This is a genomic window from Streptomyces sp. NPDC002788, from assembly GCF_053592115.1.
The window spans coordinates 134,368-153,766 of the sequence record NZ_JBSFVB010000020.1 but is presented as its reverse complement, the minus strand read 5'-3'; the positions used below and the strand labels follow the sequence as shown (position 1 = coordinate 153,766).

Here is a 19,399-nt window from a genome sequence, read left to right as displayed (position 1 = left end):
CCCACGCCTGCCTGGCCGTCCTGCGAGCCCGCGAGCTGGATGCCGGGAAAGCAGAAACGGATCCTCCCAGCTCATCCACCTCAGCCTCGCCGAGATACGACGGCTGATCACCCGCCTCACCAACCGTCATCCCACACCCGTCGAGCACATCCTGCACTGGTCGACCGGGCGCCGACATCGACAACACCAGGCCCGCATCAGCCACTACAAACGGCGCGGCCACAGCCCCTGACCTGGCCATCAGTCACAGCAAACACCGTTGCAGTACTAGGGCCTGTTGCGAAAGTGGATCTTGTTCGTTGATGATCACGCCCTGTGGGACGTGGGGATCTGACGAACGGCCAATGGGCCAGGCTGGAGCCGCTGCTGCCGCAGGGCGTCAAGCCGGGCCGACCGCAGGTGTGGACGCGGCGGCAGCTTATAGACGGCATACGGTGGCGGACCCGGACCGGACCCCCTTGGCGGGACGTGCCTAGCGTTACGGGCCGGGGGACCGGGTCTACGACCTGTTCCGGCGCTGGCAGCGAGACGGAACCTGGGCAAGGATTTTCACCCGACTCCAGGTCGAGGCGGACGCGAAAGGCCTGATCACCTGGGACGTGAACGTCGACTCCACCGTCTGCCGGGCCCACCAGCACGCGGCCGGGGCGGCGAAAGAGGGGACCTCCAGAAGGAAAACCGCCCGGCGGTGTCTCCGTCGAACCGGCTGACCACGGACTCGGCCGGTCCCGCGGCGGGCTGACCAGCAAGATCCACCTCGCGGTCGAGCATGGGCAGAAGCCGCTGTCGGTGGTGATCACAGCTGGGCAACGAGGGGATTCGCCGCAGTTCGAGCCGGTCCTGAAGCTATCCGGGTGCCGCGGTTGGGGCTCGGCCAGCCACGCAAGCGGCCGGACCGGGTCCGGGCCGACAAGGCGTACGACTCCCGCAGCAACCGCACCTACCTGCGCAGACGCGGGATCAAGGCCACGTTTCCGGTGCCTGCGGACCGGGTCCGCTACCGGCTCCGCGGATCGCGTGGCGGACGGCCACCGAAGTTCGACAGGGACGACTACAAGCAGCGGCACGCCGTCGAGTGCGGCATCAACCACCTCAAGCAGCACCGCGCCGTCGCCACCAGGTACGACGAACTCGCCGTCCGCTTCGAAGCAACCGTGCTGGTAGCAGCCATCAACGAATGGCTGTGATGGGCACACCCGCCGACGTTGCTTACGGCTCGTACAGCGGCAGGAAGTGGATGACCGCTTGCTCGTAGGGATGGGCATCGCGAACAGCCTGCTGGACGGCGCTGGCCTGAGCCGCGTCACAGACCGATTCGATCCGGCACTCTTCGCTGTGCTGTACGACTCCCACCTCGCCGTCGTAGGGCTGCGCGCCAGGTAAGGCCTGCCAGTTTCCGGTCACCTTCCAGATGCTGGAACACCGTGCGTACTCGCCCACTCGTCCTGCACCGGCCATGTGGAGAGCCTCGATCACAGCCTCCGCATGACTCTCGGGGACGGATATCTCGATCTTCAGGCGTGTCATGCCTGGACCCTAGCAACCTGTGCGACCAGCACTTTCGCAACAGGCCGTGCTGTCCTGCGCCAGAGATCCGTCGGCAGAAGCGGGCCAGGGAGTCCAGGATTTCCTCGGCTGACTTGGTCCGGATGAATAGCTTGGGGTCTTCGTTCCAGTCCTTGACCCACTTGCGGGTGTCGGCTTCCAGGGCCCCGGACGTTCTTGTGTGCACCCCGGCGGATCATCTGGTCGGCCAGGAACCCGAACCACCGCTCGACCTGGTTGATCCAGGAGGAGCCGGTCGGAGTGAAGTGCGTTTGGGACCGCGGGAGTTTGGCCAACCGCGCCTTGATCGCGGGAGTCTTGTGGGTGCCGTAGTTGTCGCAGATCAGGTGTATCTGGAGATGTGCTGGCACCTCCCGATCCTGAGCAGGAACTTCTTGAACTCCGCTGCCCGCTGCCGAGCTTGAAGGTGGCTGTCAGATGCGGCTTGAGCTGGAACTTCCGCCAGATCCGGCCGACGGTGGACTTCGACAGGGCACTGTGCTCGCCATCAACTTACGCGACCAGTGGGTGGCGTTCTTCGGGATCTCCTCCAGCGTCGTGGCCACGACCGCTTCCACCTGATCAACGCTGACGGTGGGCGGTCGGCCCGGCCAGGGCTCGTCGACCAGGCCGTCGAGCCGCTCCGCCAGGAACCGGCGCCGCCACTTGCGGACGGTGTCGGCAGCCACCCGCAACTCGCGGGTGACCTCGACGATCGGCAGCACCACCGACCCTGCACACGCCAGCACGATCCGCACGCGCAGGACCAGCGCCTGGGCCGACGACGCCCGTCGCATCCACCGCTCCTACACCGCCCGCTCGTCATCAGACAGCAGCAACGGTTCCAGCTTCGGGCCCCGACGAGGACCTGACGCACCAGCAGCAGAAGTCACGCAACTACTAAAGAAGCGTCCTCAGCGTGTCCGACCGCTCGGGGTCCGGCTGAGGACGAAGCGACGCAGGTTGGGGACGTCGCCCAGCGGCAGGACAGGAAGGGCGTCATGGACAAGCAATCGCGACCCTTGTCCCCGAGATGGCACCCGACGGGAGCTAATGGATCAGGGCATTCGCCATAATGATCACTAGGCCGATCAGCATATCGAGGCCCCCTGCCCGGCACGAGGACGGCCATCCGTGCCCAGCGGTGCGAGCGGCCGAGGCGCCCAAGCCGAACAAGGCGACGGTGTTGAACAGCAGGGCCGCCTCTACAGCCGTGGTCTCTGCCCACCACCCGGCTGCCGCCGCAAGAAGTATCCCCGCCGTGGGCAGCACGGCGGCGACCAGTGGCCACTCGGCGAGCACCGACCGCAGTCTGCTCGTGGTGGCTGCCTTGTGGACGGACGCACGCTGAGCGATCACGTGCGCGTACCCATGGGCGGCACTGGACGCCAGCGCGGTGATCAGTACCCACAACGCGTACACACCAGGGTCGGTCTTCCCACCCGTCGCGTCCAGCGCGGCCACCATGGCGCTGGCCAGCACCAGTCCGTAGATGCCGCTGAACAGCCACTGCTCCGACGGCAGTCGCCGCAAGATCTCCCTTGGCGCAACGCCCTCGGGGCGGACATGGTCAGCGCGGTCAGGCATCGCATCCCCTCGGTACGGGAAAAGGGCTGGGTCCGCACATGCTCACTCGCGTGGCGTCAGGGCCGCTGAGGATCGGCATGAACCATTCGATAGGCGAAGTAAACGCTCACTCAGAACTCCGGGGCTCCCGTCACATCCCGCCCAGTCCGCACCCGGTAGGAGATCCGCAGCCCTTCAGGCCCGGAAGCCCGGATGCTGCCCCAAGGAATGGTCTGCCCGAACTTGAGCCCCGTGAAGTTGGGGTCGTCCACCACATCCAGCTTCACACCATTCAGGCGCCGACTGAGAGTGAGGGTATCGCGGGGTTCCTTGATCTCGACTGTGCACTGCCTGGACACGGCAACGTCAAGCACCTCCAGACCGCTGTGTCCAATAGTGCGGACTTTGTCACGGACCGCCATAAAGAGTCCTTTCGTTCTGGCACCGTCGACAGACAAGAGCTATCTCTGAGCCTGCACGCCGCCTGGCGGCAACGCCCACCAGGACATACGAACGGGTGACGGCCACCGAGCGGCCGCGCCGCAATCCCCGAACCGTCACCATGTCGCCCCATCTGGCACAGCGGCTTGATCAGAGCCACGGCGGTGGGCCGCCGGGATGCTACGGCGGCTGCCGTCACGCCCGGATACCAGGCGATGTCGTCGGCTGGGGCAGCCGCACAGTAGCGCAAAACCGTGACGTCGAACTGCCGCGGCGGCAGTGAGTACAGGACGCGCGCGGAGTCGGTGAAGGCGATGGCCGTGATGCTTGAGGCCATGCCGACCTGGGCCACTTGGCTCAAGGCGTAAGCGGGGAACGCACAGCCGCCGGGCTCTCGCTCATGGCGAGCGCATGACGGCTTGCGGGCGGTGCGGCGGCGGCCTGGGCGGTTCCCCTTGGATCATCGGGCGGACCAGAAGCAGCAGTCACACCCGCCTCGTTTCTGCTCTGGGCAAGATCGGTTTGAAGAGGGACCCCAGTCGCGTCCCCCACCGCACGCTCGTGATCAACAATCAGGGAGACGGACCTCCTGTCACCAACGATGCACGAGCTCGTCAGGCGGCATGGTGGATGACGAGCTTGAACTCGGCGAGGGTCAAAAGACGCGGGTTGGCGTCGTTGTGCGTGACACGGAGTGCAACCGGGGTGCCCGGGTCGACGAAGACGCCGTGGTTCTTGACGTAGTACTGGCCGCCGGGCGTCGGCGTACGGTGCTCGGTCGCCGTGGTGTCGTTGGGGTTGGGCGTCAGGCCCAGCGGGTCACGTACGTACTGGTCGCGCAGCTCGCTGTAGCCGCCCGTGCCGCTGGCGGCCTCCCACTGGATCATCGCGTGCAGGTGGCCCCAGCCGGCTTTGGACGGCCAGATCAGGCCGCTACGGTCGTCTGTCGCCCAGTCACTCACCACGTAGCCGTCCGGCTGGACGGCCTGGTGCATTCCGAATCGGTCAGTCGGCTCCGCCACGCCGAAGGGGAAACGGACGATCTTGTAAGCGGTTCCCGGCGCGATCAGCTGCGGCGTATCCACCTTGAGAGAGCAGACCTGCACACCGGGCGCAACACCGTACGGCCCACCTTGCGCCGGACGAACTTCACGACTGCCACGTTCGCGGCCCGCCTGGCCCAGGGGGAGGCGGACTCGGCCCAGCGCCGTGTCCGCGGGATCAGCTCCAGGTGCCCCAGGAAGAACGGATACAGCAGCTTCAGGCACACGTCGTCGCACTGCGCCCAGTTGGACACGTACGTCTCCAGCCAGTGCTCGCAGCGGTCCAGCAACTCGTCGCCGAGGCCGGTCCTGGCGACCTTGTGGAGGACCGCGAAGCCCAGGAGCACCTCCTCGTGGTACTCGGCGTGCGCCAGCACCTCCTCCGCCAGGAGCAGCCGGGTAGCCGCGGGAGTGTCGCGCCGGTCGCGGAAGAAGCCGGTGGCGATCTCGACGACCGCGGCGTTGCCGACCCCGAGGGCCCGGATCTCGTGGGGGAAATACCGCTGCATCCGCACCGCGAAGTCCGGGTCGGCCCTGGCCGCAAGCGCCTTCGACAGGTCGCCGGCGACGGCTGGAACATTGATCACGGGGTGCCGATCGTGTGTTCGGGCGGCTGGGTGGTCACCGGTTTCGGTGCGCGCTCCAGCCGGGGCTTGCTCTGCATGACGGACGCGTACTCCTGTTGCGTGTCGGCGACGGCCTGGATGGTGTCCCTGGAGCGGTCCGTCGGGTTCTGCCCGCCCAGGCCCCACCACAGGTACCAGTTCTTGGGGTGGCTCAGGTAGACGTCGCGGACGAAGGCGAGCGTCCCGGTCGGCGGGGATCGCCGGCTCCACGTGGAAGGCGGGGACGAACGTGCTATGCCCTCCCGCAGGATCCCGGCCTTGACGGCCTGGCGCTGCAGTTTGTGCCGCTGAGGATCCGGATGCCGAGGTTGGCGCCTGTCCGCCACCGGCCGCTGGCAGCCCCGCAACGCCCCTGGCGCCCTGCGCACCGGACGGTGCACGGGCGCGCGTTCTCGGAAGGGAGCTGCATGGTCACCCGTCACGCGGGCGTGGTGGCGCAGGCGCTGGAGGGCGTCGTCGGCGTGCTGGGCGCCACGGTAGCGGTCGCGGTGGGCGCCCTCGAGCTGGTGCCCGGCCATCCAGGCGGTGTGGGCGCGGTAGGGGGCGACGGCGGCCCGCTGATCCTTGTCGGGGGCGGTGGTGCCGTATTCGAGGTGCGGGGCGGGCCGGGACGTCGGCGACCAGCGCATGGTCGGTGGCTCGTGGGGGCCACGCCGCCGGATGGCCCAACCTCACTGGTTCGCGACCTTTGGTGTCATAACCTGCACGATATGAAAAAATGCCATATCGCACCTCTGTCGTGCATCGCGGCGCTGCTCGGCACGGGCCTCGGCGCCGCTCCGTCGACCGCCGCCCACACGGTCCATCTCGTGAAACCGGGGCAATCCATCCAGGAGGCGGTGAACACCGCCCGACCGGGCGACACCGTTCTGCTGGGGCACGGCACCCACCACGAGAGCGTCAACGTGACCACGCCCGGGCTCACCCTGCGTGGCATGGGCCGTGGCACGGTGCTCAAGCCCGAGGCCGGCCCGAGCACCGCCACCACCGCCCCGAACGCCGGCCCGGGCGCCGTGAAGGCGGCCAACAGCTGCGCCGCGGCCGGTAACGGCATCTGCGTGGTGGGCACCAAGGACCACAGCGTCGACGGCGTCACCATCGCTTCCCTGACGGTGACCGGCTTCAGCAAGACCGGCGTCTATGCCAATGAGGCTGACGGGCTGACCGTGCGGGGAGTCACCGCGGTCAAGAACGGCGTGTGGGGCATCGCCACGGAGCACTCGGTCCGTGGCGTGTTCCGCGCCAACACCGCCCGGGACAACGGCGACGCGGGCCTGTTCCTCGCCAACACGGTGACGCAGGAGCAAGGTGCCGTCGACACCGAGGGAACGGTGGTGGAGCACAACCGGCTGGAGGGCAACCGGATCGGCGTCACCGTCCGCCGGCTGCGCAACCTGACGGTCGCGGGCAACCACCTCACGGGCAACTGCGCGGCGGTATTCGTCGTCGGCGACGAGAACAAGCCGAAGGCCGGCCTCGTCACCGTGCGCGAGAACCGCATCGAGCGCAATAACAAGTTCTGTCCGAAGACCGCCCGGCTGGACGCCCTGCAGGGATCCGGCATCGTCCTGACGGGCGCCGAGGAGAATCTGATCACCCACAACGTGATCAAGGACAACGTCGGCAGGTCCCCGCTGTCGGGCGGCATCGTCGTGTTCAAGAGTTTCGTGGGCACACCCAGCGAGCGGAACCGGATCAGCGGCAACATGCTGCGGGGCAACTCCCCGGCGGACCTGGTCAACACGGACCCCGGTATGGGCAACACGTTCCAAGGCAACTCGTGCCGGTCGTCCAAGCCTGCCGGCCTGTGCTGACCGCCCGCCGTTGCCCTTCGCGGAGCTGAATGACTCCGCGAATGCCCAGTGATCCTCGTACTTCAGGTGACCCAAGTAGGAAGGCGGCACATGACGACCACTCAGCCTGCGCCTCCGCCGTCCATGCGGCTGCGGGAACTCGCTTTCGGGGCGGCATGTGCTGCCGCCCTCCGGGCGGCAGCCCGGCTGGGCGTCGCCGACGCCCTCGGTGACAACCCCATGGCCGTGGAGGACATCGCGGCCGCGGTGAAGACGGAACCCCGCCCGCTGCGACGGCTCCTGCGGACCCTGTCCTGCTACGGCGTCTTCGCCGAACGCCCGGACGGGACGTTCGCGCACACCGACGTCTCCCGGCTGCTGCGCGAGGACGACCCCGACAGCCTGCGCGCCATCTCGCTGTGGTGCACCGAGCCCTGGACCTGGGACGTGTGGCCGATGCTGGACGAGGCGGTGCGCACCGGCCGCAACGTGGTGGAGGACCTGTACGGCAAGGAGTTCTTCCCCTACCTCAACGAGGACGCCCCGGAGTCGGCCGACGTCTTCAACCGCGCCATGACCACCTCCAGCGTGCAGTCGGCACGCGACGTCGCACAGTTCCTCGACCTCACGGGGAAGGCGTCGGTCGCCGACATCGGCGGCGGCCAGGGGCACGTGGTGGCGAGCCTGCTGGACAAGTACCCCACCATGCACGGGACGCTGCTCGACCTGCCCCGGGTGGTGGAGAACGCTCTGCCGAGACTGCGCGCGGGCGGCGACCTCGCGGACCGTGCGCGCGTGGTGCCCGGCGACGTCCGGACGGCCGTCCCGGTGAAGGCCGACGTCTACGTCATCAAGAACGTCCTCGAGTGGGACGACGAGAGCACCGCCCGTACGCTGCGCAACGTCCGCGAGGCCGGAGGCCCCGGGACGCGGGTCGTGGTCATCGAGAACCTCGTCGACGACTCACCTTCGATGCGGTTCAGCACCGCGATGGACCTGCTGCTGCTCCTCAACGTCGGCGGGGCGAAGCACACCACCCAGAGCATGGTGGCCCGGCTGACCGAGGCGGGCCTGGTCATCGACGACATCAGTCCGGTCAACCCCTATCTGCACGCGTTCGACTGCCACGTCCCCGGCTGATCAAGCCGGGTTCCCGTATCTCCGGCTCCCTCCTGTCCCGCACAGACCACCGGTGGCCGGGCCCGCAGCGTCGCGGGCCCGGCCACCGGTGATGGTCGGCGGCAGTCAGCCGGCCGGCTCGCGCTCCCAGAGGTAGAAGCGCTGCGCCATGGCGTCCTTCGGGGAACGCCAGGTCTCGGGGTCGTACGCGCTGACGTACGCGGCCAGCCGCTCGCTGACGTCCCGGAACTCGGGATGCCCGCTGATCTCGGCGATGGCGGACCCGGGCTCGCGCTCGGACTCGATCAGGTGCATGTACACATCGCCGAACTGGAAGAGGCTGCGCCGGGTCACGCCGACGAGCCGCGGCAACTCCCCACGGTCGGACTCCTCGAACACCTTGGCGATGTCGGGCGCCGATCCCGGGGCCATCCGGGCGACGATCAGGGCTTGGTGCATGGGGCTGTTCTCCGTCCGGCTCAGTCGGTCAGAGCGGGGCTCACACCGCGCTCCGAGGCGATCTTCTCGATGTGGTCCCGGATCAGGCCCAGCTGCACCTTGGAGTTCCGGTTGATGTTGTCCGTCATCCACGCGTCGTCGACCGGCGCCTCCGGCTTCATCGCGAAGTCCTGCGTCCAGACCATCCGCGTGCCGCCCGGTACCTCCTCGTACCGCCAGTGGATGTCCATGTGGGCGAAGGGCCCCGTCTCGACCCGGCGGGCCCGGACGGTGAGCGTGTCGCGGTCCGGCTCGCGCTCGGAGACCCAGCTCCACACGGTGCCGTTCTCGTCCGGGTGCATCGTCAGCCGGAAGGTCGTCTTGCCGCCCTCCCGGGAGAGGATCTCGACGGAGGCGTACTCACTGAACAACTGTGGCCAGTTCTCCAGGTCGTTGGTCACCTCCCAGACCAGGTCCACGGGTGCCGCGATGGTGATCTCGTTCTGCGTGTGTCCAGCCATGTCAGGCTCCTGCCATGAGGGCGCCGTTGACGAGGTCGAGGAACTGCCGGGGTGACTTGGAGCGTTCGGCGTCAGTCGGCATCGGCGTGCCGTACCGGTTCTCCAGCTCGCCCACGATACCCAGCAGGCCCAGTGAGTCGACGCCCATGGACTCGAAGAGCGCCTCGTCTTGACGGAGTTCCTCCGGGGTGACGGTGGCACCGGCACACTTCTTCATGAGTTCGGCCAGCTCTTCCACGGTGATGCGGTCACTCATCGCATTCCCTTCCTCTCCTGTTTCTGCGAGGCCTCACGACGAGGCGTCGGTGGCGCCGTGCCGCAGCACCAGCGCCGAGTTCGACCCCATGAGTCCGCGGCTCAGCAGCAGCGCCGTGCGTACCTCGGCGGTACGGGCCTGGCCGGTCACGAGGTCGAGGTCGTGGCAGATGTCGAAGACATTGGGGGTGGGCGGGACAAGGCCGTGCTCCATCGAGAGCACCGCTGCCGCGGCGTCCATCAGCGGTGCCGCGCAGTAGCCACGGCCGATCCCGGTCTTCGGCGCGGTGACGGGCACACGGGTGCCATGGGCCCCGAGAGCATCGGCGATGGCCAGCGCCTCGGCGCGGTCCGCCTGCGGTACGCCGAGGGCGTCGGCGAAGACCACGTCGATCTCTTCGGGGGCGCAGTCGGCCTCCGCCAGGGCCCCCCGGACGGCCTGGGCGAGCCCTTCCCTGGACTCCTCCCAGCGGGAGGCTCCCGTAAAGGTCGCCGCGTGTCCGGCCAGGTGGGCCCGCACGCGCGCGCCCCGTGCCCGGGCCGCGTTCTCCGCCTCCACCACGACCATGGCGCCGCCCTCTGCGGGCACGAATCCGCAGGCCGCGGAGGTGAACGGGCGGTAAGCGCGGGTCGGGTCGTCGACCGTGCTGAGTTCCGGGTAGCCGAGTTGGCAGACCACCGAGTAGGGCGCGATCGGCGCCTCGGTCGCCCCGGCCACGATCACATCGGTGCCGCGCCGGACGGCTCGTGCCGCGTGAGCGAGGGCGTCCAGGCCGCCGGCCTCGTCCGCGGCGACGACGGAGCAGGGACCCTTGAAGCCGCGGCGGATGGAGATCTGGCCGGTGCTGGCGGCGTAGAACCAGGCGATGGACTGGTACGGGCCGACGAAGCGACTGCCCTTGCCCCACAGCTGCTGGAGCTCGCGCTGTCCGAACTCGCCGCCGCCGGAACCGGCCGCGGTGACCACGCCCACGGAGAACGGCGCGCCGTCGGTCTCGGGCCGGTGGAGCTGGGCGTCGTCCAGCGCGAGGTCGGCCGCGGCCATCGCGAAGTGCGTGAACCGGTCGGTCTGGACCAGGAAGCGCTCCTCGATCGCGGCTGCCGGGTCGAAGTCGCGGACCTGGCCCGCCACGCGCAGCGGCAGGTGTTCACAGCCCTCGCGGGTCACCCGGTCCAGGACGCTGACGCCCTCCCTGGTGGACTTCCAGAAGGTCTCGGTACTGGCTCCGTTGGGCGCGACCACGCCGATTCCCGTGACGGCCGCGCGCCGAGCGTGGGGTTCGCTCATCGTGTCTTCTCCCTCGGCCGGTTCATGACCACCGCGGACTGGAAGCCGCCGAATCCGCTGCCCACCGAGAGCACGCTGGCGAGCTTGCGCTCGCGGGCCACGCGCGGGACATAGTCCAGGTCGCACTCGGGATCGGGTGTCTCGTAGTTCGCGGTCGGCGGGACCACCTGGTGAGTCAGGGCCAGCACACAGGCGACGAGTTCGATCGCTCCGATGGCGCCCAGGGAGTGGCCCACCATCGACTTGATGGAACTCATGGGGGTCTCGTAGGCGTAAGGGCCCAGAACCCGTTTCACCGCGGCGGTTTCGTGGCGGTCGTTCTGCTTGGTACCCGACCCGTGCGCGTTGACGTAGTCGATCGCGGTGGGGTCGAGCCGTGCGTGGTCGAGGGCGTCCTCGATGGCCCGGGCCATCTCCAGGCCCTCACTGGTCAGGCCGGTCATGTGGTAGGCGTTGCCGAACGTGGCGTATCCGCCCAGCTCGCAGTACACGCGGGCGCCACGGGCCCTGGCGTGCTCGAGCTCCTCGAGGACGAGTACGGCGCCGCCCTCGCCCATGACGAATCCGTCGCGGTCGGCGTCGAAGGGACGCGAGGCGTGGGCCGGGTCGTCGTTGTTCGGGGAGGTGGCCTTGATCGCGTCGAAGCAGGCCATGGTGATCGGGGAGATCGGCGAGTCCGAGGCGCCGGCTATGCAGACGTCGGCCCGGCCCTCCTCCACGGTGTGGAAGGCGTACCCCACCGCGTCGAGCCCGGAGGTGCAGCCCGTGGAGACGGTCTGCACCGGACCACGCGCCCCGAACCGCTCAGCCACCGTCGAGGCGAGCGTGCTGGGCGTGAACGCGCGGTGCAGGTCCGGGCCCGCCTGCCGGTGGTCCACGTCCCAGCGCTGCCCGCGGTGGCTGACCAGGACGTAGTCCTTCTCCAGGCGGGTGGTGCCGCCCACGGCGGTGCCCAGGGAGACGCCTACCCGCCAGGGGTTCTCGGCGGCGAGGTCGAGACCGGCGTCCCGTACCGCTTCGTCCCCCGCGACCAGGGCGAACTGAATGTAGCGGTCGCATCGTTCCACGTCGCGGGTGTCCAGGCCGTGGGCCGCAGCGTCGAAGTCGCATTCAGCGGCGATCCGCGAACGCAGGCCGGAGGGGTCGAAGAACGTGATGGCCCGTGTCGCCGTACGCCCGGCTGCCAGGAGACTCCAGAACGCCGGTACGCCTATGCCGCCGGGAGCGACGATGCCTATGCCGGTGACCGCCACTCGTCTCGTCATGACCGGACCTGACGTCGTTCGGCCGCCTCCGCCCCCACCACTGCGGACTCGGCGTCGGTTTCCTCGGTGTCGACGTGGCCCAGCGGCGGGCTCGGGGCCAGTGGGCCGAGGTGGAAGACCATCCGGGCCTCCACGTCGCCGACGTTGCGGAAGCGGTGGCGCACGTTGATGGGAATCAGCAGCCCCTGCTCGGGCTCGAGCGGGTGCGGCTCACCATCCAGGTCCACCTCCAGCTGCCCGCACATCACGTACACGAACTCCTCGGAGTACGGGTGGTAGTGCTCACCGATCCGGTCACCGGGCTGGATGAGCGCCACACCCATGAAGCCACTGGTGGCGCCCACCGTGGTGGGAGTGAGCATGGCGCGCAGGTCACCGCCTCGTCGGCAGTTGGCCTCGACCTCGCTCATACTCACGATTCTGGGACGAGATGTGATCACGCGTTCCTCCGATGATGTGCTGCTCCAAGGTGGGAGAGGCAGGCACCGCCTCTCCCACTGGATGACGAATCAGGCGTCGGGCGACCGGCGGTCGGTGACGAGATCCATGCGCGCCAGTTCGAGGGAGCGCGCGAGGCTGCCGTCCTTCGACGGCGACGCGTTTCTGCCCGCGGCGTCGTCCAGGAGGGTCGTCAGCTCGGCCACCTGCGCCGAGTCGGACAGCCCGAGAACGTGGGCGGGGTCGGCGGCCTCGAGTCCGCCGCGCACGTCGATCAGCCGTACGACGACGTCGTCGCGCTGGAAGATCGTGCTGCGCAGGACCGGGCTGCGCGGGTCGTCCGCCGCCGCCTCGTCCTGACGGGCCAGGAGTTCGGCCAGCTTCATACCGCTCTCCGGCCGCGCCGGGTAGTACAGGGCGTACCGCTCGGCCTGCGGGTCCTGCCGCCCCGCCGTCACATGGTGGACGGCCGGCAGCGCGGCCCTGGTGAAGAAGACCCGGGCGGACTCGGGGTCGTTGAGGTCCCGGTCCTGCTCCAAATGGGGGTTGATGGCCTCTTCGACGGCCCGTACCTCGGGCTGCCGGGCGACGTGGCGCAGCGCGGCCAGCAGGTCGCCCCGCACCTCGACGGCCCGCACCACCCGGTTGCCGTACATGAACAGCGAGGTGCGGCACAGCCGGGTGGTGTCGTCGACCTTCGGCTCGGGGGAGGCGTAGTCGGCGAGGATCTTGGCGACGATTTCCTCGCTGCCGGGCTTGACGGTGAAAGTGAGCGCGTGCCGGATCACACCGTCACCGACCCTGGGCGCCGTCTGGAGCCGGCGCCCCGCCTGGTCGGCACCCGTCGCCGGGCCGCCGGTCTCGCGGACGATGTGGAAGCGCAGCGACCGGGTGTCGCGCACACAGCTGTGCAGCGGCTCCACCATCCGCACGTGCTCCTCGCTGTTGACCCAGGCGAGGAACGGCGGGGCGCTCTCCCACTCACTGGTGATGAGCCACTGGGAGGGGTTCTCGATCGACTGGCACAGCTGGTCGCTGACATGCCCAGGGACGGACGCGACCTGGTGGCACAACTGTTCGTAGGCTTCGAGGAACTCCTGCTGGGCTCCGTCGTGGACGTCGACCAGGAGGACGACTCGCAGCGGGGAACCGTCGAACACGGACTGGGAGACATGGTGCGACGCCTGTCGCGCCCGTGAACCTGCCATCCGTTCGGACGTGGTGGTCATCCTGCGCACATCTCCTTCGCGGAGGGGAAAGTGAACGTTGGCCGCAGTGATGCGACGTCGGCGTTCCTCGATCCTGTGCCCGCCCCCGCACATCGCGCGACTCGGATGAAGTACGTGAGTGGTCGGCCGGGAGGCGGTCAGCCGAGATGAGCGAAGACGACCAGGCCATCCGCGTTGTCCTCGGCCTGCCGGTCGCACTCCCCCGCACGGGTGATGGGCGCATCTGCGCCAGGGTGGTGTCGCCATCCGCCCGGCGGCCGAGAAACCCGGCCCTGCGGGATCTCCCCACTGCCGGCCCGGAGGCACGCCTTGCTGCCTCCGCCCGCCGGCCTCCTCGCTGCTGGTGGAGGAGTCCTCGTGCTCCGTGTGAGCGACTTCGCCATCGGCGCCGGAGGCGCCGATGGCGAAGGGATCCGATGCCGCCGGGGTGGCAGGGCATGTTCAGAGCACATCTGATGGTCCTTGCGTCTCTGCCGGGCAGCCGGCGTCCCCCCGTCGGCTGCCCGGCCGAGACGCGATACGTCCGCAGCCCGCCCCTCAGCACCCCTCGGGGCGTTCACACGGTCGAAGCCCGCAGGGAGTCAGGCGACTGCGAGCCCGGTCCTCAAGACCTGGCGCAGCACCGCCTCGGCGTCCGCCTCCGGGCCTGGCGACCGCCATACGACGAACCCGTCGGGCCGGACGAGCACGGCGCCCCCAGGGCCCGTACCGTGGCGCTCCGCCCAGTCGGCGCCGTCCTCCGGCACCAGGTCGGCCTGAGCTCCGGTGCCCACCCGGTACGACTTGAGCGGGAGGGCCGGCTTGTCGGCGAGGCGGATCGCGGCCTCGTGCCATGCGTTCGGCTCAGCGGCGTCACTGAGCAGCACGAGGGACCGCTCGTAGAGGTCGAGCGTCGAGATCCGTTCGTCCCCGCGGCGCACCCACAGGTGAGGCGCCCTGGTGCCGGGTCCGCCGGTCAGGTCGAGGCTCTCCGGCACCACCGGGGCCGCAGGATCGGCGCCGACGACGGCGCCCTGCGGGTAGCGGTAGCCGAGGGCCACGTTGAGGATGCCTTGCCGGGGACCGCCGCCTGCTCCGGGCGGGGGGGCGAATCCGGGATGGCTGTGCTCGGCCGACCGGGCCGCGGCCCGCGCGCTGGTGGCCTCGGCCACGGGACGGCGCTCGGCGTCGTAAGTGTCCAGCAATTGCTCCCCGGCCCAGCCGTCGAGCACTGCAGCCAGCTTCCAGGCCAGGTTGTGCGCGTCCTGGATGCCGGTGTTGGAACCGAAGGCGCCGGTGGGGGACATTTCATGAGCCGAGTCACCGGCCAGGAACACACGTCCCGACCGATAGCTGCGGGCGACCCGCTGAGCGGCGTGCCAGGGCGCCCTGCCGGTGATCTCCACATCGAGATCGGCGACCCCCACCGCCCGGCGGATGTGCTCGACGCACCGCTCGTCCGTGAATTCGTCCAAGGATTGGCCGTGTTCGGGGTGCCACGGGGCGTGGAAGACCCAGTTCTCGCGGTTGTCGACCGGCAGCAGGGCGCCGTCGGCCTCCGGGCTCGTCAGGTAGCAGACGATGAAGTGGCGGTCACCCACGATGTCGGCGAGACGGCGGGAGCGGAAGGTGAGGCTGACGTTGTGAAACAGGTCGCCGGGTCCGCTCTGCGTGATGCCGAGTTGCTCACGCACGGGACTGCGCGGGCCGTCTGCGGCGATGAGATAGTCCGCGCGGATGGTGGTGTGCTCGCCCGTCTCGCGGCTTTTGACCACGGCCGTCACGCCGGTGGGGTCGCTGTCGAACGACATCAGCTCGGTGGAGAAACGCAGGTCGCCTCCGTGCCGGCGGGCATGGTCGAGCAGGACCGGCTCAAGGTCGTTCTGGCTGCACAGGCACCAGGCGCTGGGGCTGAAGCGGGCCAATCCGCCGCCCGGGTCGATGTCCCTGAACAGCCACTCGCCCTCGTCGCCGGCCAGGGTGGGCGCCTGGAGGATGCCGCGGTTGACGGCAAGGGTGGCGGCCGCCTCTTGGATCGCCTTCTCGACGCCCGCCACCCGGAACAGTTCCATCGTGCGGACGTTGTTGCCGCGGCCTCGCGGGTGGATGGAGGTGCCCGCGTGGCGCTCCACCAGCACGTGCGGTACTCCCAGCCGTCCCAGGAACAAGGAGGTCGCCAGGCCGACCAGGGAGCCGCCCACGATGAGGACCGGGACGCTGATGGTGTGGGAGCCCCTCTGTCCGGCTTGTTCGTTCATCACTCTCGCCTCCAGCTCGTCGATGCCGCCGACCCAGCCGGATACGGCGGAGATCCTCATGCATGCCCCGGGAAGGTGACAGCGGCTCAGGCTTCACCCGCCTGCTGCGCGATGCCGACGTGCCCGGGTCAGCACGGCGGCGAGCACCTGTCCCGCGTCAGTGACGTCGCGCGTGTGGCCTCACCGATGTCCCGTGACAGCACTCGTGCAGGGGTTCGGGCGGCAGTTGTGATCACTCCGCCTCGGATCGTTGACGAGAATCGTTGGTCCTGCCGGGTGCTCCCCCGGCACGTCAACGTTCTCGAAGTCGGTGATCGTGCGGAAGCCCGAGGTCACATCCGGCGGCAGCGGAGCCCGCGGAGGCGCCATCCACGACCGCTTCACTGCGTGGCCGCGCCTCCCGTTCTGCGATTCCCGGGGGTTCCGGGTTGCACCTAGAACCCCTAGGAATATGTGGAGGGCGCATGGGGCGGCCAGGGCTGACGGCGGAGCGGGTGACGGTCGCGGCCGCGACCATGTCGCAGGTGGCGCGACGGCTCGGCGTGAGAGGACGCTGGCCTACTTACCCACGCTGCATGTCCCGAAGCACCGGACGACCCCGAGGCCGAGCAGCGCGTGACCGAACACGCCGACGACGCGGCCGAAAACGGGAACTGCTGTCGCCCCGGTGAGCCCGCCCGCGTGTTCGGCGCCGGCTCGGGCGCGATCGCCGCCCTGCACCCGCTCCCCCGAACGGATGAACGCGGCGAGCCGGCAGGCTGAGCAGTGCGACTCCTGCGGCCGGCCGAGCCCGGATCTGTGCGAAGCGCGGGCGCTGGTGGGCGGTGAACGTCGACTCCATGATGTGCAGGACTCCCCGGCACGCCGCCGGGGTGCGCCGCGGCGGCCAGGCCCGGAAGGAACCGCCTTGGCCCAGGAGATCCCGCGAGCCGCGCGGGGTCCTGCGGTGTCCGGCGGTCGTACTGTCGAGTCCCTTGCCGAGGAGGACTTCCGATGCGCAGCTTGACCTATTCGATGAGCGTCTCACTTGACGGCTACATCGTCGGGCCGGACGGCAACTTCGACTGGTCGGGGCCCGACGAGGAGGTCTTTCGCTTCTGGATCGACGAGATCCGACAGGTCGGCGTCCACCTGTTGGGACGACGGCTGTACGAGACGATGCTGTACTGGGAGACCGCCGACCAGGATCCATCGCTCGACGCCTCCATGCTCGAGTGGGCCGCGCTCTGGAAGCCGCTCCCGAAGGTGGTGTTCTCCACCACGCTGTCGGCGGTGCAGGGCAATGCCCGCCTGGTCTCCGGCGGCCTGGCGCAGGAGATCGAGCGGTTGCGGGCCGAGCCGGCGGAGGGCGACATCGCGATCGGCGGCGCGACCCTCGCCGCCGAGGCGGCCGCGTCGGGTCTGATCGACGAGTACCGGGCCATGGTCTACCCGGTACTGGTCGGCGGTGGCATTCCGTTCTTTCCCCAGCGCGAGCGCCGGGTGGATCTCGAACTCGTCGAGACCCGCACCTTCAACTCGAGAGTCGTCTACCTCCGCTACCAGGTGGCACGCTGAGAAGCCCTGACAGAAGCTGTTCGAACCTCACGAGCCGGAACACGATCTGGACGGACGACCGTCTGGTGATGACGGGTCATTGACCGGGACCCGGCCACCCCCGACGAGGCGTTGGACGACCCTCACAACTCGCTTGATGCAGCGCGCCTTTGCAGTTTCCCGACCGGCAGCGCGGGGTCGGCTACGGCGAGGCGGGCACGTCGTCGGTCTGAGGGCCCAGCCGGACGGCTTCTTGCTCAGCCCCTTCTCCCGCTGCCTGGGCCGGCGAAGCGCATCGTGGCAAGGACTTGCTCCCATGGGGCGGGTCCTGTCGGATCGCGTACTGCTGCCGGGGCGCCAGACGGCGGAGCCGGTACCAGAGCGAGGTCGGCGGCAGCGGATGTTTCCCGGAGGCTGTGGGAACGATTCGCCTGCCCGCAGCTGCGTTGACGGTCGGCACCGCCTCGCCAGTTCCTCATGATGATCCTCCGTAGCGGGTGGCGATCTCGGCGGCGCGGTTGCGCAGAGAGTCGCGCAACCACTGCGGGGCCAGGGCTTCCGCGTTCGTGCCTAGATGCCAGAGCGCCCACTCGGCGTGTCTCGAATCTTGGAAGGTCACCTCCAGCCGCAGCCGGCCGTCTGCGTCGGCTTCCTCCGCGAGGACGGCCAGTGTGCTGCCCACCAGATCTTCCCGCCGGGCCGCGTTCATCCGTACCAGCACGGTGACTTGGTCGCCGCCGGTCCGAAACCGTGTGCTGCGTTCCTGCCAGGCCCGGTCCAGATCGACCCGGTCCGGCCGCTGTGCCGCCTCGGCGAGCTCCTCGGCGGACAGGATGCGGGACAGCCGGTAGGTGCGGTCCGCGCCGGACCGCGTGGCCAGCAAGTAGCCCTGGTCGCGCACGGTGACCAGGCCGATCGGGTCCACTGTGCGCCACTTCGGGGTCTGGTCCACGGCCGCGTAGTGGATGCGCAGCTTGTGTCCGGCGAACACCGCGCGCCGGACCTCGGCCACGATGGTGTCAGGCACCTCCTCGGCAACCAGCCGACGCGCGAGGAGGTCGGTCTCCGGGTCGATGAGCAATCGCTGAGTCGCGTCGGCCGCGGTGGCCCGATGACTTTCGGGCAACGCGTCAACCACCTTGAGCATGGCCGATGCGAGCGCCGAGCCGAGTCCGAATGCCTGCGCGCCGCGCCGCGATCCGGCGACCAGCAGAGCGAGTGCCTCGTCGTGGTTCAGTCCGGTGAGCTCGGTCTGGAAACCGGGCAGCAATGCGAACCCGCCGTGCCGGCCGCGTTCGGCGTAGACCGGGACGCCGGCTGCGGACAGTGCCTCGATGTCGCGCAGCACGGTGCGGGTGGACACCTCCAGCTCGCGCGCCAGCGCGGTCGCGGACAGCCGACCGTGCTGCCGCAGCAGCAGTACCAGCGATACCAACCTGTCGGCGCGCATACGGAAACTCTAAAGGAATACATGACACAGGATGTCGTGTATTCGTTGCGAGGCTTCTCGGCATGACAAACAAGGAAGTGGCCACTGAGCCGAACGACCTGGGCAGGTACTTCATCGAGCGCGCCAACGCGGGCGATGTCGACGGGCTGGTGGCGCTGTACGAGCCGACCGCCGTGCTGGCGTTCCCACCGGGCAACCTCGCGAGGGGACATGCCGAGATCCGCAAAGTGTTCGAGCAGTTCGTCGCGGCCGCCCCGGTGCTCTCGCCGGGAAGGCAGCACCCGGCGTTGGTGACCGGCGACCTGGCACTGACGGCGGCCACGCAGACCAACGGCGACGTGACCGTCGAGATCGCCCGTCGCCAGCCGGACGGGGCGTGGCTGTGGGCCGCGGACCAGCCGACGCTCGCGCCTTAGCGAAGTGGCGGTGGGCCGGCGTGACCGAGCCCACCGCCGCACAGCGGCGCGTCGGACGGACGGTGTGCGCGCCGCGCCGCTTGCGGCGAGTGCCTCAGACATGAACGCGACGTCCCACCACGCGCCACCGAGCCGACTGGGTGCGGCGGTGAAGCGGCTCCGCGGGCCCGTGATTCGGACGCTCTGACTGCCG

Annotated in this window: 19 protein-coding genes and 3 pseudogenes; 6 read left to right on the top strand and 16 right to left on the bottom strand. The window is 69.3% G+C overall.

Features of this window, described 5'->3' with window-relative positions; translation table 11 throughout:
- Together ACWD1U_RS31395 and ACWD1U_RS31390 are read left to right on the top strand one after the other, a co-directional pair.
- Positions 1–232, top strand: a pseudogene (locus ACWD1U_RS31395) (hypothetical protein); the annotation flags it as partial.
- Between the two features lie 83 nt (positions 233–315).
- Positions 316–1,187: pseudogene (locus ACWD1U_RS31390) on the top strand (IS5 family transposase).
- Between the two features lie 22 nt (positions 1,188–1,209).
- On the opposite strand, the gene ACWD1U_RS31385 reads toward ACWD1U_RS31390, so the two are convergent.
- From ACWD1U_RS31385 to ACWD1U_RS31355, 7 genes and pseudogenes are all read right to left on the bottom strand, one after another.
- Positions 1,210–1,527, bottom strand: a complete 318-nt coding sequence (locus ACWD1U_RS31385; protein WP_451112629.1) for a hypothetical protein — start codon at positions 1,525–1,527, stop codon at positions 1,210–1,212.
- Positions 1,528–1,594: 67 nt separating this feature from the next.
- A pseudogene (locus ACWD1U_RS31380) lies at positions 1,595–2,393 on the bottom strand (helix-turn-helix domain-containing protein); the annotation flags it as partial.
- A 202-nt stretch (positions 2,394–2,595) separates the two neighbouring features.
- Positions 2,596–3,132: a hypothetical protein gene (locus ACWD1U_RS31375; protein ID WP_451112628.1), complete on the bottom strand. Its 537-nt coding sequence runs from the start codon at positions 3,130–3,132 to the stop codon at positions 2,596–2,598.
- Between the two features lie 110 nt (positions 3,133–3,242).
- Complete coding sequence (locus ACWD1U_RS31370) at positions 3,243–3,533, bottom strand: hypothetical protein (protein ID WP_451112627.1); 291 nt, start codon at positions 3,531–3,533, stop codon at positions 3,243–3,245.
- A 633-nt stretch (positions 3,534–4,166) separates the two neighbouring features.
- Positions 4,167–4,637: a hypothetical protein gene (locus ACWD1U_RS31365; protein ID WP_451112626.1), complete on the bottom strand. Its 471-nt coding sequence runs from the start codon at positions 4,635–4,637 to the stop codon at positions 4,167–4,169.
- Positions 4,619–5,182: a DNA alkylation repair protein gene (locus ACWD1U_RS31360; protein ID WP_451112625.1), complete on the bottom strand. Its 564-nt coding sequence runs from the start codon at positions 5,180–5,182 to the stop codon at positions 4,619–4,621. The genes ACWD1U_RS31365 and ACWD1U_RS31360 overlap by 19 nt, the downstream gene beginning before the upstream one ends.
- A complete protein-coding gene (locus ACWD1U_RS31355; protein WP_451112624.1) occupies positions 5,179–5,850 on the bottom strand; it encodes a hypothetical protein in 672 nt (223 codons plus the stop codon). The genes ACWD1U_RS31360 and ACWD1U_RS31355 overlap by 4 nt, the downstream gene beginning before the upstream one ends.
- A gap of 81 nt (positions 5,851–5,931) precedes the next feature.
- Between ACWD1U_RS31355 and ACWD1U_RS31350 the strand changes: the two genes are divergently transcribed.
- Both ACWD1U_RS31350 and ACWD1U_RS31345 read left to right on the top strand, forming a co-directional pair.
- Positions 5,932–7,035: a right-handed parallel beta-helix repeat-containing protein gene (locus ACWD1U_RS31350; protein WP_451112642.1), complete on the top strand. Its 1,104-nt coding sequence runs from the start codon at positions 5,932–5,934 to the stop codon at positions 7,033–7,035.
- Positions 7,036–7,125: 90 nt separating this feature from the next.
- A complete protein-coding gene (locus ACWD1U_RS31345; RefSeq protein WP_451112623.1) occupies positions 7,126–8,154 on the top strand; it encodes a methyltransferase in 1,029 nt (342 codons plus the stop codon).
- A gap of 105 nt (positions 8,155–8,259) precedes the next feature.
- Here ACWD1U_RS31345 and ACWD1U_RS31340 read toward each other — a convergent pair whose 3' ends face one another.
- The 8 genes from ACWD1U_RS31340 to ACWD1U_RS31305 form a co-directional block, all read right to left on the bottom strand.
- Positions 8,260–8,592 (bottom strand): TcmI family type II polyketide cyclase, encoded by a 333-nt coding sequence (locus tag ACWD1U_RS31340; RefSeq protein ID WP_392357869.1) that lies wholly within the window; start codon positions 8,590–8,592, stop codon positions 8,260–8,262.
- 20 nt (positions 8,593–8,612) lie between these two features.
- Positions 8,613–9,092: an SRPBCC family protein gene (locus ACWD1U_RS31335; RefSeq protein ID WP_451112621.1), complete on the bottom strand. Its 480-nt coding sequence runs from the start codon at positions 9,090–9,092 to the stop codon at positions 8,613–8,615.
- Between the two features lies 1 nt (position 9,093).
- The gene (locus tag ACWD1U_RS31330; RefSeq protein WP_451112619.1) at positions 9,094–9,348 is read right to left on the bottom strand and encodes an acyl carrier protein; all 255 of its coding nucleotides are present in this window, start codon (positions 9,346–9,348) and stop codon (positions 9,094–9,096) included.
- Between the two features lie 33 nt (positions 9,349–9,381).
- Positions 9,382–10,635: a beta-ketoacyl synthase N-terminal-like domain-containing protein gene (locus tag ACWD1U_RS31325; RefSeq protein WP_451112617.1), complete on the bottom strand. Its 1,254-nt coding sequence runs from the start codon at positions 10,633–10,635 to the stop codon at positions 9,382–9,384.
- Entirely contained in the window at positions 10,632–11,900 is a 1,269-nt protein-coding gene (locus tag ACWD1U_RS31320; RefSeq protein ID WP_451112615.1) for a beta-ketoacyl-[acyl-carrier-protein] synthase family protein, read from the bottom strand. The genes ACWD1U_RS31325 and ACWD1U_RS31320 overlap by 4 nt, the downstream gene beginning before the upstream one ends.
- On the bottom strand, positions 11,897–12,310 hold the full coding sequence (locus ACWD1U_RS31315) for a cupin domain-containing protein (protein WP_451112613.1): 414 nt from the start codon (positions 12,308–12,310) through the stop codon (positions 11,897–11,899). Before ACWD1U_RS31315 ends, ACWD1U_RS31320 begins: the two co-directional genes overlap by 4 nt.
- 99 nt (positions 12,311–12,409) lie before the next feature.
- Complete coding sequence (locus ACWD1U_RS31310; RefSeq protein WP_451112611.1) at positions 12,410–13,567, bottom strand: SchA/CurD-like domain-containing protein; 1,158 nt, start codon at positions 13,565–13,567, stop codon at positions 12,410–12,412.
- A gap of 581 nt (positions 13,568–14,148) precedes the next feature.
- On the bottom strand, positions 14,149–15,804 hold the full coding sequence (locus ACWD1U_RS31305) for an FAD-dependent oxidoreductase (protein WP_451112640.1): 1,656 nt from the start codon (positions 15,802–15,804) through the stop codon (positions 14,149–14,151).
- Positions 15,805–16,797: 993 nt separating this feature from the next.
- On the opposite strand from ACWD1U_RS31305, the gene ACWD1U_RS31300 reads away from it, so the two are divergent.
- Entirely contained in the window at positions 16,798–17,361 is a 564-nt protein-coding gene (locus ACWD1U_RS31300) for a dihydrofolate reductase family protein (RefSeq protein WP_451112609.1), read from the top strand.
- Positions 17,362–17,815: 454 nt separating this feature from the next.
- Here the strand turns inward: ACWD1U_RS31300 and ACWD1U_RS31295 are convergent, their stop codons facing one another.
- Positions 17,816–18,790, bottom strand: a complete 975-nt coding sequence (locus ACWD1U_RS31295) for a helix-turn-helix transcriptional regulator (RefSeq protein ID WP_451112607.1) — start codon at positions 18,788–18,790, stop codon at positions 17,816–17,818.
- Between the two features lie 62 nt (positions 18,791–18,852).
- Here ACWD1U_RS31295 and ACWD1U_RS31290 point away from each other — a divergent pair, with 62 nt between their 5' ends.
- A complete protein-coding gene (locus tag ACWD1U_RS31290; protein WP_451112605.1) occupies positions 18,853–19,206 on the top strand; it encodes a YybH family protein in 354 nt (117 codons plus the stop codon).
- Positions 19,207–19,399: the final 193 nt, after the last annotated feature.